Here is a 16,514-nt window from a genome sequence, read left to right on the forward strand (position 1 = left end):
TATTTGTTAGGCTTTGGCTGTATAGAGCAGCTCTTGCTCTTTGATTGCAGTACGACCTGCAGATACAATCGACTCATATTGATGCATGTTTGTGACGATGACTGGTGTAATGGTTGTATAACCGGCTTTTTCGATTTCTTCACGGTCAAATTCCATCAATACATCACCCACAGCAACTTTTGCACCCGCCTGAACCTTAGGCGAGAAGAATTGGCCTTTCAGCTTCACCGTATCAATTCCGATGTGGATCAGCATCTCTGCACCGTTGTCGCTGACCAGACCAATGGCATGTCCACTCTTCGACAAGGAGAACACTGTTCCGTTAATTGGGGAAACGACACGACCTTCAGTCGGCTGAATTGCAAATCCTTTACCCATAATTTCTTCAGAGAACGCAGGGTCAGGTACTTCGCTCAGCGGTTTTACTTCCCCTGTCATCGGGCTGAATACTTCTTGATCCTGGACTTTTTCTTCTTCAACCGCAGATACTGCGGAAGCGGAACTGTTTACATCAGCTGCAACTGGTGTAACAGGCTCAGCTGAAGCTGTAGCCGTTGCTGCTGGAACTGCTTCTGGAACATCTTCGAATCCGAGGATGTAGGTCAGAATTGCTGAAGCTACAACCGCAATGACAATTCCGATCAGAGCATATACAAATGTCGGACCGATGATCATTGGAATTCCTGAAAGACCTGCCAGACCACCGATAACATACGCTTTAGTTTGGAAGAAGCTGATGAACGCTCCGCTAATTGCCGCACCAATCAGTGCTGCCACAAACGGTTTTTTGAATCGCATGTTGACGCCGTACATGGCCGGTTCTGTAATACCCATAAGTGCGGTAACACCAGTCGATGCAGACAAGGACTTGATTTGTTTGTTTTTGGATTTCAGAGAAACTCCCAAAGCACTACCCGCTTGTGCAAAGTTAGCAACCATCATAAGTGGAATCAAGTAATCGTATCCCAATGTTGCAATGGAACCGATCATGATTGGAACGAGAGCATAGTGCATTCCTGTAATAATCAAGAGTGAGAACGCTCCACCAACAAGCAATCCTGCAAACAAACCAGCATTATTAAACAACCAGTTAATACCGTCCGTCAAGCCGTTACCAATGATAACCCCTAGTGGTCCTACGGCAATCATCATAACAGGAACAATGATAAGCAGAGTCACTGTAGGCACAACAATCAATTTAAGTGAAGCATGTGTAACTTTGTCGATCGCCTTTTCCACATAAGACGCCAGCCAGATTGCAATCAAAATCGGAATAACCGAAGAGGCATAGGTTGCAGCTACAACCGGCAAACCGATGAAAGATACATTCTCACCCGGTGCTAACAAAGCCGTAATGGTTGGATGCATAACCGATGCACCAATGGCTGCACCAATGTACATATTGCTCCCGAGTTTACGTGCTGTACTAATCCCGAGAATGATTGGCAGGAAGTAGAACGCACCATCACCAATAGCAGACAAGATGATGTATGTTGAACTTGTTGCATCAATCCATCCAAAGGTAAGCAGCAAGGCCACGATCCCTTTGATCATACCCGCGCCAGTGATGGCAGGAAGGATTGGAGTGAACACACCTGAAATAAAGTCAAATACGGCACTCAGCGGATTTTTCTTTTTGCCTCCTGTTGCAGCAGCAGCTGGTTTCGCATCAGGAGATTTGGACATGTTTCCTACCAGCGCGTTATACACCACAGGCACATCGTTCCCGATAATGACCTGAAATTGACCACCATTCTCCATAACACCCATAACGCCGGGTGTATTTTTAAGCGTCGCTTTGTCAGCTTTGCCATTGTCATTGAGATTAAATCTAAGTCTTGTCATACAGTGCGTGACTTGATCAATGTTTTCTTCTCCACCGACCAATTTCAAAATATCTTTGGACAATTGTTGTTTATCCATTGTGTTTTGCTCCTTTAATGTGTAATGAAGGTTAAAAAAAAACCTAAACACTGGATAATGACAAAGCAGTTTCAGCTTATCATTATTCAACGTTTAGGTTTTGCCTTTTTAGCAGTAACAATCCCAAATTATTCAGTTGGTTGTTCATTTCTTACTACACGCTCAATGTGAATCGTCAGATACAGTATTTCTTCCTTAGACAAGACCCGATTATAGATCTTCCGCGTATAATCATTAATCTTGACTGCACAAGCAAATGCTTCAGGGTATTGCTTACTCACCAGATCATGAAGCGGATTATCTTCTTCCTTGTCTTCAATGGCTGTACCTTGCAGCACACGTTGAGCAAAAAACTTCAGATGGGTTAAGAAGCGATAATAGCTCAGCGAATCCTCATCCAGTTCAATGACAAAACTGCGCCTTACAATGTTGAGTATGTCCTTGACAATATTCGTAATACTGATGGTTTCTCTCATCTCACCGTTCATCTGGGCATTGACCAGATGCATGGCGATGAATGCGCATTCGTCTTCGGGAAGCAGTACTCCCAGCGTCTCTTCAATAATCTGAAGTGCCTTTAGTCCAATGGCATATTCCTTGCGGTACATGCGCTTGATCTCCCAGAACAGTGCGTTACGGATCTGCAATCCTTGACGATGTCGATCAATGGCAAAATGAATATGATCCGTTAGTGAAATATAGATGCTCTCATGTAACTTCTCACCTAACACCGTCTCCGCATAACGAATAATTTCATCCGAGCATTCAACATATTCAACTGGAATATCGGACAGAAGCGTTTTCAGTTTCTGCGATACTTCCTTGCTTTCCAATGAGAATATTTTTTCGACAAGACTTTCGTCGATCGATTCACCAGCATGTTTTTTGAAGGCAATTCCCCGCCCCATGACGACCAGTTCGTTTCCGCCCGAATCAATCACGGTAACTACGTTGTTGTTGAGCACCTTCTCAATTTTCATTTCTTCACATCACCTTGCACCGTCAAAGTAGTAAAAGGCAAAACCAAAGCAGGTCACGAAAGATGCCCTGCTTCTGGTTTTGCCTGATTGAACAGTAACAATCCAGTTATTCATTAGCCTTAGGCCCATCTTACCATATAAATATCTATATGACAATGTTTTTGTGAAAGCGGTTAATGCGACTAATTATGACACGAGAAGATGCCTGTCAACCATGCCTTTTGAACCACTATTATTCGTTAATGCCTTTCAAGCTTGCACCATTAGTACTAATAACTTCTTTGTACCAATGGAACGATTTTTTCTTATACCGTTCCAATGAACCAGTTCCGTCGTTGTTGCGGTCCACATAGATAAATCCGTAACGTTTCTTCATCTCTGCAGTCGATGCACTAACCAGGTCGATACAGCCCCATGAAGTGTAGCCCATAACTTCGACACCATCTTCAAGCGCTTCACCTACCTGCACCAAGTGGTCATTCAGATATTGAATGCGATAATCGTCATTTACCGTTTTATTGCCGTTCTCGTCCGTGATCAGTTCATCCACGGCACCCAGCCCGTTCTCCACGATAAACAATGGTTTTTGGTATCGATCCCAGTATTTGTTCAGCGTCACACGCAGACCTTGCGGATCGATCTGCCAGCCCCATTCACTTGCTTTGAGGTAAGGGTTTTGAACCCCTGCAAACAGATTTCCTTTTCCTTCAATGCGTTTTTGCGGATCGCCAGTTTCACAGATACTTACATAGTAGCTGAACGAGATGAAGTCGACCGTATGCTTCAGAATTTCCGCATCTCCGTCTTCGAACTTAATATTGATATTATTCGCTTTGAAATAACGGTTAATGTATTTTGGATAGTACCCACGTGCGTGGATATCGGCAAAAATGTCATTGCGTTGTTCTGCATGCATCGCTGCAACCACATCATCCGGATTCGGAGTCAGCGGATACGTTGGCATACTCAGAACCATACAGCCAATTTTGGCTTCCGGCATAATTTCATGACCCAGTTTAACAGCCAGTGCACTTGCCACCAACTCATGGTGAATCGCCTGATACAGATCCTGCTTGCTCAATTGATCTTTTGGAGTATATATCCCGCCGCTCATGAATGGCTCCTCCAAAATGGAGTTGATTTCATTAAAGGTCAGCCAGTATTTTACTTTGCCTTTGAACCGGTTGAACAGAACGGTTACATACCGCTCGTAAAACTCGATCATTTTGCGGTTAACCCAGCCGTCATACGTTTTGGACAGATGCAGCGGTGTCTCATAGTGAGAGATCGTTACTAGGGGTTCAATCCCGTATTTATGGCACTCATCGAACAGGTCATCGTAAAATTGCAGACCTTTTTCGTTGGGCTCCAGCTCGTCCCCTTTAGGGAAGATTCGGGACCAGGCAATGGATGTACGGAACACTTTGAAGCCCATTTCGGCAAACAGTTTTACGTCCTCTTTGTAACGGTTGTAGAAATCGATACCGATCAATTTCAGGTTATCTTCCGTAGGACCTTCTGTTCTTGGCGTTGTGATCCCGTGAGGCATCACATCTTGGACAGACAATCCCTTGCCATCCGTATTATAAGCTCCTTCAAGCTGGTTGGCGGCTACCGCGCCGCCCCATAGAAAGTCCTTAGGAAATGGTGTTGTCATCTCAATCATTCCTCTCTTATCGTGTCTATTCATTGTTTGTCAGAAGCGTTCAAGCTATCCGAACCTGTATTACAGCTGTTCACCATTGCTTGCAATCACATTTTTGTACCAGTCAAAAGAATCCTTTTTGGAACGTTCAAGGGTTCCGTTACCTTCATCGTCCAGATCCACGTAGATGAAGCCGTATCGTTTGGACATTTCGGAAGTGGACATGCTAACCAGGTCAATTGGACCCCAAGCCGTAAATCCGATCAGATCCACACCATCCTTGATGGCTTCCTTCATTTGTTCAATGTGTTTTTTCAGGTAATCCACACGATAGGAGTCATGAATCGAACCATCTTCTTCTACTTTGTCATAAGCTCCAAGACCATTCTCAACGATGAACAATGGTTTTTGGTAACGATCCCAGAAGTTGTTCAGCGTTATGCGCAGGCCGATTGGATCGATCTCCCAACCCCAGTCAGAAGCTTCCAAATAAGGGTTTTTCACACCGCCAGCCAAGTTGCCTGCAGTTTCTTCCAGGTCAGCAGAAGCTGATTTGGTCACGGACATGTAGTAGCTGAAGGAGATGAAATCGACCGTGTTGTTCAGCAAGATTTCATCATCGCCAGCTTCTTTTTGAATCACGATGTTGTTCTCTTCAAAATAACGTGCCATGTAGTTCGGATATTTACCACGAGCGTGCATATCCGTGAAGAAGAGGTTGATCTGGTTCTCGTGTTGAGCCAGACGAACATCTACGGGGTTGCAAGTCGCCGGATATGTCTCCATGCGAGCAAGCATACAGCCCACTTGGGAACCAGGCATGATCTTATGCGCAAGTTTTGTTACCATTGCACTTGCTACGAATTGGTGATGCAGCGCTTGATATGTCGTTTGCAATTTGTTGTCTACTTTATCGATCAGAATGCCGCCGCCAGTGTACGGGCTGAACAGCATGACGTTGATTTCGTTAAAAGTCAGCCAGTATTTCACTTTGTTTTTATATCGGTTGAATACCGTTTCTGCATATCTTACGTAGTGCCCAATAACTTCACGGCCAGCCCAGCCATTGTACTTCTGTGTCAGACCAAGCGGAGTTTCGTAGTGAGACAAGGTTACCAGCGGCTCAATGCCGTATTTCAAAAGTTCATCGAAGACTTCGTCATAGAATTTCAGACCTGCTTCATTCGGCTCCTGATCGTAACCATTCGGGAAAATGCGCGCCCAGTGAATGGACAAGCGAAATACTTTGAAGCCCATTTCGGCAAACAAAGCGATGTCTTCCTTGAAACGATGATAGAAATCGATACCAAAACGTTTCGGGAAACGCTCTTCAATTTTGCCTGACAGAATCTCTTCGATGCGGGAAGAGGAGATTTCCATCGCATGTCCGCTCGTACGTTTCTCTTTGGGAACATGGGCGATCATATCTGCTGTGGATAGACCTTTGCCGTCCTTATCAAATGCACCCTCCAATTGATTGGCAGCAGTAGCGCCGCCCCATAGGAAGTTTTCAGGGAAACCTTTTTTTGCCGTAGTCATGAACAACAACCTCTTTTCAACAATTTATTTTGTAATGACAAGTCAGAAAGATAGAATGTCCTATTTCGAGCAAACCAACACGGTAATCAATAGATTCAATTGAGGTTGTTCCTGAACTATGGACCCAAAATAGGCCAGAAAACAAGAAAAACCTAAACTCAAGGTAAAATAGCGCCCAAAAAAGGAGCTTTCATTTCACCATCAGTTTAGGTTTTGCCTGTCTTCGCAGTAACAATCCATCAAACGATGTATTGATTATTCTGTTGTTTTCTCTCGTGATGTAAGCGTAACATATCTATATTTTAAAATCAACTTCACCACGTGACACTCCATTTATATAGAAGAACTTCAACGCGGCATTTGCATAATGGCTGCTCTTAATGCATTTGCACCGTCTGTATGACCCAGATAGCTTGCAGGACTTTGGTCGCCTAAAGCAGGCACCTTTTTGCACACCCATTCCAGTCCATACTCACCCATTTCGCATAAAAGCACCTGACATATATCTGCCGGAATCCCCTTTTGTTTCGCGCTTTCCACCAGTTTGGGATCAATCTGCAAAAAGCGATCGGCAAAGCACATAACAAATGAGTCCCAATTCTCCTGGTTGAATTCTGCAAGAAAGATATCTTTCATACTCATGTAAATTACCTCCCTGAAATGCGATTTGGTACCCCGAAGTCCTATCTGACATAATTCAGCCTTAAGCCGCTTGAAACGATAATTGAGAAAGGTAAACTTAATTTTAAATGTTTTTTTGGGAAATTGGAACATGAAGGAGGAACCCATCATGACTGATGAAGCAAGCACAGCCGGCTGGGATGCCATTGATACAGCATTTAACGAACTTTATGGGGAGCAGGAACCCAAACATTATGGCACAGCCATCCCTTATGCGCTCGGAGGACCTGACCCTCTGGATGGAATCAGTGCCTATAAAGTGGAACAACCAACGCCTCATTGGCATTTTGTAACGTACGGATTCTCCGAACTATATGACAAAGAAACCAATGATCCAGAGCACAGTGGATATGGATTCGAACTGACCTTTCGGCTTACCCGAACAGAGGATGAGACTGAACCTCCCGCTTGGGCCCTGAACTTGTTACAGAATATGGGGCGGTATGTCTTCAATAGCGGAAACGTATTTCGCGCAGGCGACTACTTGGATGCCAATGGACCGATCTGTCTGGGCTCTGATACCTTGCTGACCGCCCTTTCCTTCATTGAAGACCCGGATCTGAAGCAGCTGTCCACCCCTAACGGCACAATGGAGTTTATTCAGATGGTCGGAATCACCGGACGTGAACTGGAAACGATGCAGACATGGAATACTCGCGGATTCCTCAAATCATGCGAACCTTTCATGCCCAAATATGTCACGGATCTCATGCGTAACTCCTATGTGGATATTCCATCGGTAGGGCAGGCGGTTCAGCGTGGAATTGAGCTTGAAGGCTCCAGCACGGCATTTTTGTTCATACAACAACTGGCTTGGACGCCTTCCCGCAAAAGATTGCTGCAAAAAAATGTGCCCGCCGAACTTCAGCTTGGAGCCAAACAGGCGGTTCTGATTGGAAAAATACTGCGCAGCCGCATTGCAAAAGGTGCTCCGTTATCACTTGTAGGTTCAGGAGTAAATATCACCTTCGAGGCCGGAGAAAATGCTTCTTTTCATGAAGAAGAGACCAAAATCAACGTAACCGTGAATGAACAGACAGTAAACGAACTAACAGCTCATCTTAAACCTTCGGAAATGACATTCGAGTTACCTTCTCTTCCCGGTTTGCTTATCCGAATAGTCCGAACTGAAATTACCGACCAGGAAGGTCGCGTCGTAGAAACCATCGGTTAAATGTAAGGAGGTAATATCATGTCTGTCACTACAACGGCCTTGCTGGAACATTGGTCTGACATCAGTGCACCTAGATCCGGCATGGCTCATATTAAATATATTTCCAGGACCAGTCTGGAAAGATTGCGCAAAATCAATCATTTTCTGATCAGTGCCTTCCAGCGCAGTCTATCGGATATCCGGGAGAACCTGTCCAGCACCTATCTGTTTCTGCTTACGGATGCGGATGGCGTGCTGCTCGCCATGGATTACAGCCATGATCTGGAGGATGAAGTGAAGCAGTCTCCGATTCGTCCAGGCATGATTTTCACTGCACAGAGCTGCGGAATCAACGCCATCTCGGCCACCATGGAAAAAAACGAACCGGTATTGCTGCCACCAGAGCAGCATGAGAGCCCGCTTTTTCAACAATGGCATTGTTACGCTACGCCTCTCTCTGTAGGACTGAACCATTCCGGTTATCTGGATGTGTCCACCATTAACGCAGATATGCAAAGTGAATTAATCGCCATTGCTAAGCTCATTCCTGCCCATATGCAGAACAGCTACCAGAGCCTAATGTCATCCGTTCCTTCGGAGAAACCTTCTGTGGATTTCACTGAGCGTCAGTTAACCATCCTTGAAATGATCTCAAAAGGGTTAACCGTTAAGGCCATTGCTTTGAAATTAAAAATCAAGGAATGCACCGTGAATCACCACAAAAAAGTGATCTTCAACAAATTAGGTGTGCAATCCAGCACAGAAGCTGTTTCAATTGCAAGCCGATTGTCTTATTTATAGAGGGACCCCTATAGTTTCCTATAGGTGGTAAAGAAGAACGTTTGTGCTACAATTTTGGAGTACGCAACATTACAGAGAGAGAACACACACATTTATTTCAGGAGGGTTTTATGTCTATCACAAAAAAAACGTCTTTATTCACTATGCTCATCATGATGATGCTTGTTGCAGCCGCTTGCGGTGACAAGGCAGATAACAACGCTCAAACGGAAGACACGACTAAAACAGAAACTGCAGCCGCTACAGACACGGATACCGCCAAGACTGAGGATACTGAAAGTACGGAAACGTCGACTGACGCAGCAGCTGAGGAAGACAATTCAGCAAACGTGGAACTGGGTACAACCGAAAAAGGTTCCTACACGAATGACTACTTCGGTGTATCATTGAAATTCCCTGAGCAATGGGAGTTCCAGGATGCAGAAGGAATGAACGAGCTGACAAGTGCTTCTTCGGATGCCATTGCCGGTGACGATGATACGAAGAAAAAACAGCTTGAACTGTCCCAGACAAAAACACTGAACCTATTGATGGCTTCGGAATTGCCACTGGGTGGTCAGGAAGTGGGTCCTTCCGCTATGGCCATTGCCGAGAAGGTCAGCCTGCTGCAAGGGATTCGCACGGGTAAAGACTACCTGGAAGCAACCAAGAAATTCATGGTCGACAGCCAGTTCCCTTATGAATATAAAGATATCGCAACCGAAACGATCGGTGGTAAAGAGATGGATGTTATGCAAATCACAATGGATGCTGGTGACGGCACAACCATTACACAAGATTACTACAGCACCATCATTGAAGGTTATGCCTTCAACTTCATCTTCACGTATTTGGATGATGCAAGCAAAGCCGAGATTGACAACATCAAGAAATCGGTGCAATTCAAATAATAAAGTCCACAACCTAAAACAAACGTATAAAGGACCCCGTACAGTTGATCTTGCACAGATCACTGACGGGGTTATTTTTTTGTGCCTGCTTGTTTGATTACTCTGATCCGTTCTAACCAGAAACGGCCACCCAGTGCCCTTCCGTTACTTCGACCCACTTGGACTGCTCCAGATTGTAACGATCGGCTAGCTGCTCCCTGCTGTTTTCTTCATACACTGTGCGTTTTTTCTTCGCTTCCACAGCCGGATCAGGGACCGGAATTGCAGAGAGAAGAGATTTCGTATACGCATGCTGTGGATTGGAATAGAGCTCTTCACTCTCAGCAAGCTCAACGATTTTACCGTTATACATCACAGCCACACGATCACTGATATGTTTGACCATGGACAAGTCATGTGCAATAAAAAGATACGTCAAACCAAGCCGCTGCTGCAATTCCTCAAGCAGCTGCACGATCTGCGCCTGTATGGACACATCGAGCGCAGACAGCGGCTCATCGCACACAATAAACTCCGGTTCCACAGCGAGTGCGCGCGCAATCCCAATTCTCTGTCTCTGACCGCCAGAGAATTCGTGAGGGTACCGCAGCGCATGGGATGGATCAAGCCCCACCATTTCCAGCAGCTCTTCCACCCGCTTCTCTCTCTCCGCTGTTGTCTTGGTCAACTGATGAATATCAAGCGCCTCCCCGATAATGTCCATAATTCTCAATTTCGGGTTCAATGAGGCGTAGGGGTCCTGGAAGATGATCTGCATATGCCGTCTCATCGTTTTCATTTCCGAAGCGGACAGCCGGTTTAGTGGAACCCCTTTGAACAAGACATCCCCGCCAGTCGGTTCATGCAGTCTCAAGATGGCACGCCCTGTCGTGGATTTGCCGCTGCCAGACTCTCCGACAACCCCCAATGTCTCGCCCTGGCGGATATAAAAGCTGATATCATTCACTGCCTTCAGCGTATTGCCTTTGCCAAGATTAAAATGCTGCCGCAGGGATTTCACCTCAAGCAGAGGCTGATCATCTTTTAGATCCTTAGGGAACAGTGAAACCGGTTTGGGTTTCTTCTTCTCATCCAACCGCGGCAAGGCATTCAGGAGTCTGGACGTATATTCGTGTTTCGGATTCGCGAAGATCTCCGCCGTTGTCCCGGATTCCACGATCTGTCCCTCTTTCATGACCGCGACGCGGTCACACATTCCGGCCACAACCCCCAGATCATGTGTAATCAGTATAATGGACGTCCCCAGCCGTTCCTGCATGTCTTTCATCAAATTCAGAATTTGCGCCTGGATGGTCACGTCGAGCGCAGTCGTTGGTTCATCGGCAATCAGCAGCTCAGGGCGGCAAGCAAGTGCTATGGCGATCATTACCCGCTGACGCATGCCTCCCGAGAACTCGTGCGGATACTGATTGTAGCGCACCTCACTCCGTGATATGCCAACCAGTTCGAGCATGGCGATGGCTTGCTTTTTCGCTTCCCGACGTGACAGCTTCTGATGCTTGATCAGACTTTCGGAGATTTGTTTTCCAACTTTGATGGTCGGATTAAGCGAACTCATGGGATCCTGGAAAATCATGCCGATGTCGCGGCCGCGGATGCTTTCCATCTCTTTTTGCGTTTTGGTCGCCAGATTGACTCCACGAAACAAAATCTCTCCCTGCTTCATCTGAGAAGGAGGAGAAGCAAGCAGCCTCATAATGGAACGGGCTGTTACGCTTTTGCCGCTTCCCGATTCTCCAACAATCCCAAGCGTTTCCCCTTTCCGAACCTCGAAGCTGACATCCCGTACCGCCTGAAACTCATTCTCTCCGGAATGAAAAGAGACTGACAAATCACTAACTTTCAGTAAAGGCTGCATACAAACACCTGCTTTCCTTCATATTTACGCGTTTCATAATATGTACAGAATTCCATACCTTGACAATTGAATAGACCCTAAATAATATATACTATATCAATCGGAATAATGCAATTTAAACCTGAATGAAGGGAGGTTTGCTCGGTTTGAATCTTGCAGTAGGCGGCAAAATGTCACGGCTTGCACAGAATCTGAGTTTCATTTATGGCAAAATGCTGCTTCATCCCTCCTACCGATATGTGCTGTTTATTCTCGGGCTGCCGATCAATCTGATTGTGCTTCTGGTGTGGCAATCCAGACGCCAAAAGGATGGATGGCAAACCGCTCAGCGAGCTGTAGAACAGGAGATGCACTCTTCTTCTTACCGGGATAAGCTTCGAACCATAGTAGAAGAACAGCTGAGACGCAAACATCGCTTCTTCCAGCAGCAGGTCAGTGAAACAGAATTCAAGCGTCAGACTGAGCAGTGGCTGGAGGAAACATATCAGAAAGAGTTGTATGAACGAACGTCACGCAGGCTGCAGGAACATGGAGAACAGCGCCTGACCATGGCCGACACGTTTCGTGCACTGCTGGATAAACCCTGGTTTGTGGCTCTATCTATCATTCCTGGCTGTCTGATGTACGTCATACTATGGATCTATGGCAATCCTTATCTAAAGTACATATTCGAAAGAATACTGATGACCCTGTTCGTCATTTTGGGTGTAGCTACCCTCGTATTTACCATCTTGTATCTGTCTCCGTTCAACCCTGCAGCCAACATTCTTGGAGAGACAGCGACACAGGAACAGATTGCAGCCTTTAATCACGTATACGGTCTGGATCAGCCTTATCTCGTTCAGCTATGGAACAATATTAAGGGAATCGCACTGTTTGATCTGGGCAAATCCTTCTCGGGAAATGAGGATGTGACAGCGACCATAGCCAGAAAGTTTCCGATTACACTGACACTCGCAGTCATTTCTCTACTGCTTGCCCTTGTCATCGCACTTCCCATCGGGATCATCTCGGCGATCAAGCCTAATTCGCTGTTTGATTACACTTTTATGTTTATTGCTCTGATCGGATTGTCGATTCCGAACTTCTGGCAGGGACTGATCTTCATCCTGAACTTTTCTATTAAAATGCAGTGGCTTCCCGCGACCTTCAATCCTCAGAACTGGCTGTCCATCATCATGCCAACCATTGTTCTGGGAACAGGATTAACGGCTGCAGTGGCCCGAATGACCCGTTCTTCCACGCTGGAGGTTATTCACGAAGATTACGTGATGACGGCTCGCGCCAAAGGACTCAGTGAACGGAGTGTTCTGCTGAAACATGCGGTACGCAATGCGTTGATTCCAATCGTAACGGTCGTTGGATTGCAATTCGGAGGGATGCTCGGTGGAGCGGCCGTAACGGAGAAAGTATTTAATATTAGCGGACTCGGCAGTTACATTGTGGATAAACAGTTTATTCCCGATATTCCGAGTATTATGGGCGGAGTAGTGTATACAGCGATTACCATTTCCATCATTAATGTGATCGTAGATCTATTGTACGCATTTATCGATCCAAGAGTACGTTCCAAGATGAAACAATATTAAAGCAGGTGCAATATGACAAATTCGGTTTCCTTAACACAAGAAGTGCGTTTCCGGCTTAAGTCTTCACCAGAATACAGTCAGGCCAGCTTTGCGTGGGTTACTTCTCTTCTATTGACGGTATTACTGCTGTTTAACAGTTATGACCTGGGCAGGCAAGAATTCAGACCCTTTCTGTTGACTGCACTTTGTATCTATCTTTTTTTCACGATCATTCAGAGTATTCTGATGCTGCTCATCCGAAAAGACTTGACCAAACAAGGACATATCTCAGCATTAACCCGCAGGCTGGCTTGGGTTCAGTTGCTGGCCATCTGCTCTGGCAATATTTTCATCGTCACAGCGGCGTTTCACCTGATCATAAAAGCAAAGCAAGTGGAGTACACCTTTGCGGTCTATATGCTGCTGACGCAGCTATTCGTTATTGGCGTATCGGCGCTCAATATGTTCAAACCCTATGTATCAGATACGTTTTTGCCAGCCATGGCCGCCTTGCTATTCATTCTGGTCATTGACCTGGTCGTTTTGACGATTGTAGCCCAGTATACTGCTGCTTCGGTCATCCCACGCTGGATGGTTGCTGTCAGCATCCTGCTGATCCTGACCTCGGCCACAGGAAACGTATTTGCACTGCTGCTCGGCATTTCCATCATGGGTCGCTACCGGAGACAAGGGAAACAGAAATCAAACTTCTGGAACGACCTCTGGGACCGACTGGCTCCTAACGTAACAGCAATGTCCGGCATGTTTTTTATCATCTTTCTATTTTCCATCTCGATCTGCAGTTTCTTCACCTTTGATTACAGCATGGCGGTCGAAAACAACTATTCCGCCCTGCTGCAGCCGCCATCCCTGGCTTATCCACTCGGGACGGATGACTTCGGGCGATGCCTGTTCTCCCGAATCATATTTGGTGCCCGCATCTCGTTGATCGTAGGCTGCCTGTCGACCATTATTCCTGTAATCATTGGTGGAGTACTTGGGGCCTTCTCCGGATTCTATGGAAGACACACAGACAATATCATCATGCGGCTGCTCGATGTCCTCTATGCCATTCCGGGCATCCTGCTGGCCATTGCCATCATTGCGGCATTTGGTGCCAATACGGTCAATCTGATTCTGGCCCTCAGTCTGGGATCGATCCCGACTTATGCACGTACCATGAGAGCCAGTGTCCTGTATGTTTCTACCTTTGAATTCGTGGAGGCTGCGCGTGCACTCGGCTATAACAACCGTTCCATCATTTTCAAACACATCATTCCCAACTCGCTTGCACCAATGATCATCAAATCCACGCTTACGATTGGCGGAGCGGTCATTGCGACCAGCAGCCTGAGCTATCTGGGACTGGGTGTCGAACCACATATCCCGGAATGGGGCAACATTCTCAAGCTGGGCAGTACATATCTGGAAACGCACTCGTATCTCGCCATTTATCCTGGGCTGGCTATCATTCTGCTCGTTCTGTCATTCAACTTTCTCGGTGATGGTCTGCGCGACGCACTTGATCCCAAATTGGTAAAGGCTTAATTCAAAACCATCATTCCATTCAAAATTATCCAGGAGGTTATCCCATGAAAAAACGTTCGTTGATCTCATTGCTGCTTATTCTCGTCATCGTGATTTCGGGCTGCAGCGTGAAGACCAAGTCCGAAACCCAATCGGAGACGGCCCAGACTTCGCCAGCAGAGAACACTCAGAATCAGGCTCCAGTCGACATTGAGTTACTCGCCCAAAGTTCTTCCGAAAATGATGTTAATATCATCCGTGATCAGCTGACCAAAAACGGCTTCAATGTGAAGCTGAATCTGCAGCCGGATTACGGCAGCTACAAATCCCAACAGGACGCAGGCAACTATGATATTGCTCTCTCCAGCTGGACAACAGTAACCGGTAACCCGGACTATGCCGTTCGTTCCCTTTTCAAAACCGGTGGTGACTACAGCATTCTGGCGGATGAAGAGATCGATAAACTCATTGACGCCGCAGCTACCCAAACACCCGAAGAATACAAGGAAACGTACAAACAATTGGAGGACCGCCTGGTAACCGATCAAGCCTACATCGCTCCATTGTACATTTCCCTGAAAAGTCAGGCCGTGAATCAGGACATCCTGAATCCGGATACGGTGCGCCTGTCCAAATCCCGTGCCATGGCTTGGGAACCCATTGAATTCAAAGACAGTTCCAAAAATACGAAAGATCCACTGATCCTGACTCAAAGTGCTTCCGTGCTGACTTCCCTTGACCCGATCAAAGGAAACGACGGCTCCATCAACCAATTGAACACCAATATGTATGTTCGTCTTGTAAACCTCACGGATGATGATCAACTAACGCCCGAAGGATCACTTTCACACAATTTCAGCATCGCTGAAGGGAATTCGGAGTATTATTTCATTCTGAGAGACGATATTAACTTTGCAAAGATTGAAAACAAAAAGGCAGTAGATACCGGGGAGCGCGTTGGTGCCGATGACGTCATCTTCTCTCTGGACCGTGCCAAAAATAAAGACTCTGTTCCGGATCACCGGACTTACAGCTTGCACGAGCATATCAAAGAAGCTGAGCTGGTAACCGACCTGAGCACCCTGGAATCCATCCAGCAATCCGGCGGTAATGGAACCATCAAAGACGCTCTCGAGCAAGGACTCGATTCCAAAATTACCGAACTCGTCTCTGACAAAACAAAAGCGGATAATAATGCAGGAAAATATCAGGTCGTAAAACTAACCACAACGGAGCCTTTCCCTCAAGTGCTGAACTACCTTGCTCACCAATCTGCAGGGATCGTGTCCAAAAAACAGGTGGAGAGCATCAACACTTATGACGTAGCTTCTTTTGACGTAAACAAGGATATTCCTTACGGTGATCAGAACACGGTTACAGAGGGTGCTTCCTACAACAACACGCTGTATGCAAGCGGACCTTACATCCTGGCTTACAAAAATGACTATGAGGGCGTATTCTACCAAAATCCCGGATACCGCAAAGGATCAGAATATGCACCGAAAATTTCGCAGGTAAACGTTCGCTTCATCGCGGATGCTGACAGTGCGCTGTCTGCGCTTCGCAGCAGTGAGATTCATTTGTATTACGGAGTACCTGAAACGAAGTATGACATCATTGAAAGTGACAGCAAGTTGAAGCTGCAGAGCATTCCGAGCAACGCGGTTTCCTATCTGCTGTTTAACACCAAGAATAGAGATGTAGCGAAGAGCAGTGACTTGAGAAAGGCCGTGCTGTACTCCATCAATCAGGATGAGATTCTGCAGTTCTATAAGAACAACAAGCTCAAAGCCTACTCTACAGTAAGTCCGCTCGTTCAGACCGGGAATGAATTGAAGTCTGATCCGGCCAAAGTAAAAGAGTTCTTGAGCAATTACAACGCATCCAAGTAAATAAATGCATAAACGGCTGCTGACAGAATCACTCCAGGGTTCTGTCGGCAGCCGTTT

The 16,514-nt window shown here is 46.2% G+C and carries 12 protein-coding genes; 6 read left to right on the forward strand and 6 right to left on the reverse strand.

Annotation, left to right across the window (positions count from 1 at the left end; genetic code table 11):
- Positions 1-6 precede the first annotated feature (6 nt).
- The 5 genes from MHB82_RS22640 to MHB82_RS22660 form a co-directional block, all read right to left on the reverse strand.
- Positions 7-1,923, reverse strand: a complete 1,917-nt coding sequence (locus MHB82_RS22640) for a beta-glucoside-specific PTS transporter subunit IIABC (RefSeq protein ID WP_341175892.1) — start codon at positions 1,921-1,923, stop codon at positions 7-9.
- Positions 1,924-2,051: 128 nt separating this feature from the next.
- Positions 2,052-2,903: a BglG family transcription antiterminator LicT gene (gene licT / locus MHB82_RS22645; RefSeq protein ID WP_095289679.1), complete on the reverse strand. Its 852-nt coding sequence runs from the start codon at positions 2,901-2,903 to the stop codon at positions 2,052-2,054.
- 232 nt (positions 2,904-3,135) lie between these two features.
- On the reverse strand, positions 3,136-4,560 hold the full coding sequence (locus MHB82_RS22650) for a glycoside hydrolase family 1 protein (RefSeq protein WP_095289678.1): 1,425 nt from the start codon (positions 4,558-4,560) through the stop codon (positions 3,136-3,138).
- Between the two features lie 69 nt (positions 4,561-4,629).
- Complete coding sequence (locus MHB82_RS22655; protein ID WP_341175893.1) at positions 4,630-6,087, reverse strand: glycoside hydrolase family 1 protein; 1,458 nt, start codon at positions 6,085-6,087, stop codon at positions 4,630-4,632.
- A gap of 348 nt (positions 6,088-6,435) precedes the next feature.
- A complete protein-coding gene (locus MHB82_RS22660) occupies positions 6,436-6,729 on the reverse strand; it encodes a hypothetical protein (protein ID WP_341175894.1) in 294 nt (97 codons plus the stop codon).
- Positions 6,730-6,877: 148 nt separating this feature from the next.
- Here MHB82_RS22660 and MHB82_RS22665 point away from each other — a divergent pair, with 148 nt between their 5' ends.
- From MHB82_RS22665 to MHB82_RS22675, 3 genes are all read left to right on the forward strand, one after another.
- Positions 6,878-7,942: a suppressor of fused domain protein gene (locus tag MHB82_RS22665; protein WP_341175895.1), complete on the forward strand. Its 1,065-nt coding sequence runs from the start codon at positions 6,878-6,880 to the stop codon at positions 7,940-7,942.
- Positions 7,943-7,960: 18 nt separating this feature from the next.
- Positions 7,961-8,722 (forward strand): LuxR C-terminal-related transcriptional regulator, encoded by a 762-nt coding sequence (locus MHB82_RS22670; protein WP_341175896.1) that lies wholly within the window; start codon positions 7,961-7,963, stop codon positions 8,720-8,722.
- A 110-nt stretch (positions 8,723-8,832) separates the two neighbouring features.
- A complete protein-coding gene (locus MHB82_RS22675) occupies positions 8,833-9,612 on the forward strand; it encodes a hypothetical protein (protein ID WP_095359643.1) in 780 nt (259 codons plus the stop codon).
- A 112-nt stretch (positions 9,613-9,724) separates the two neighbouring features.
- Here MHB82_RS22675 and MHB82_RS22680 read toward each other — a convergent pair whose 3' ends face one another.
- Positions 9,725-11,470 (reverse strand): ABC transporter ATP-binding protein, encoded by a 1,746-nt coding sequence (locus MHB82_RS22680; protein ID WP_341175897.1) that lies wholly within the window; start codon positions 11,468-11,470, stop codon positions 9,725-9,727.
- A 170-nt stretch (positions 11,471-11,640) separates the two neighbouring features.
- Here MHB82_RS22680 and MHB82_RS22685 point away from each other — a divergent pair, with 170 nt between their 5' ends.
- Genes MHB82_RS22685 through MHB82_RS22695 form a run of 3 tightly spaced genes read left to right on the forward strand, consistent with a single transcriptional unit; the run spans position 11,641 to position 16,457 of the window.
- Entirely contained in the window at positions 11,641-13,059 is a 1,419-nt protein-coding gene (locus tag MHB82_RS22685; RefSeq protein WP_258377784.1) for an ABC transporter permease, read from the forward strand.
- A 12-nt stretch (positions 13,060-13,071) separates the two neighbouring features.
- Entirely contained in the window at positions 13,072-14,586 is a 1,515-nt protein-coding gene (locus tag MHB82_RS22690; RefSeq protein WP_341175898.1) for an ABC transporter permease, read from the forward strand.
- 44 nt (positions 14,587-14,630) lie between these two features.
- Positions 14,631-16,457, forward strand: coding sequence for an ABC transporter substrate-binding protein (locus tag MHB82_RS22695; protein WP_341175899.1), 1,827 nt, complete (start codon positions 14,631-14,633; stop codon positions 16,455-16,457).
- The last annotated feature ends 57 nt before the right edge of the window (positions 16,458-16,514 follow it).

Source organism: Paenibacillus sp. FSL K6-2862, from assembly GCF_038005125.1.
In the GTDB taxonomy this organism is placed as follows: domain Bacteria; phylum Bacillota; class Bacilli; order Paenibacillales; family Paenibacillaceae; genus Paenibacillus; species Paenibacillus illinoisensis_A.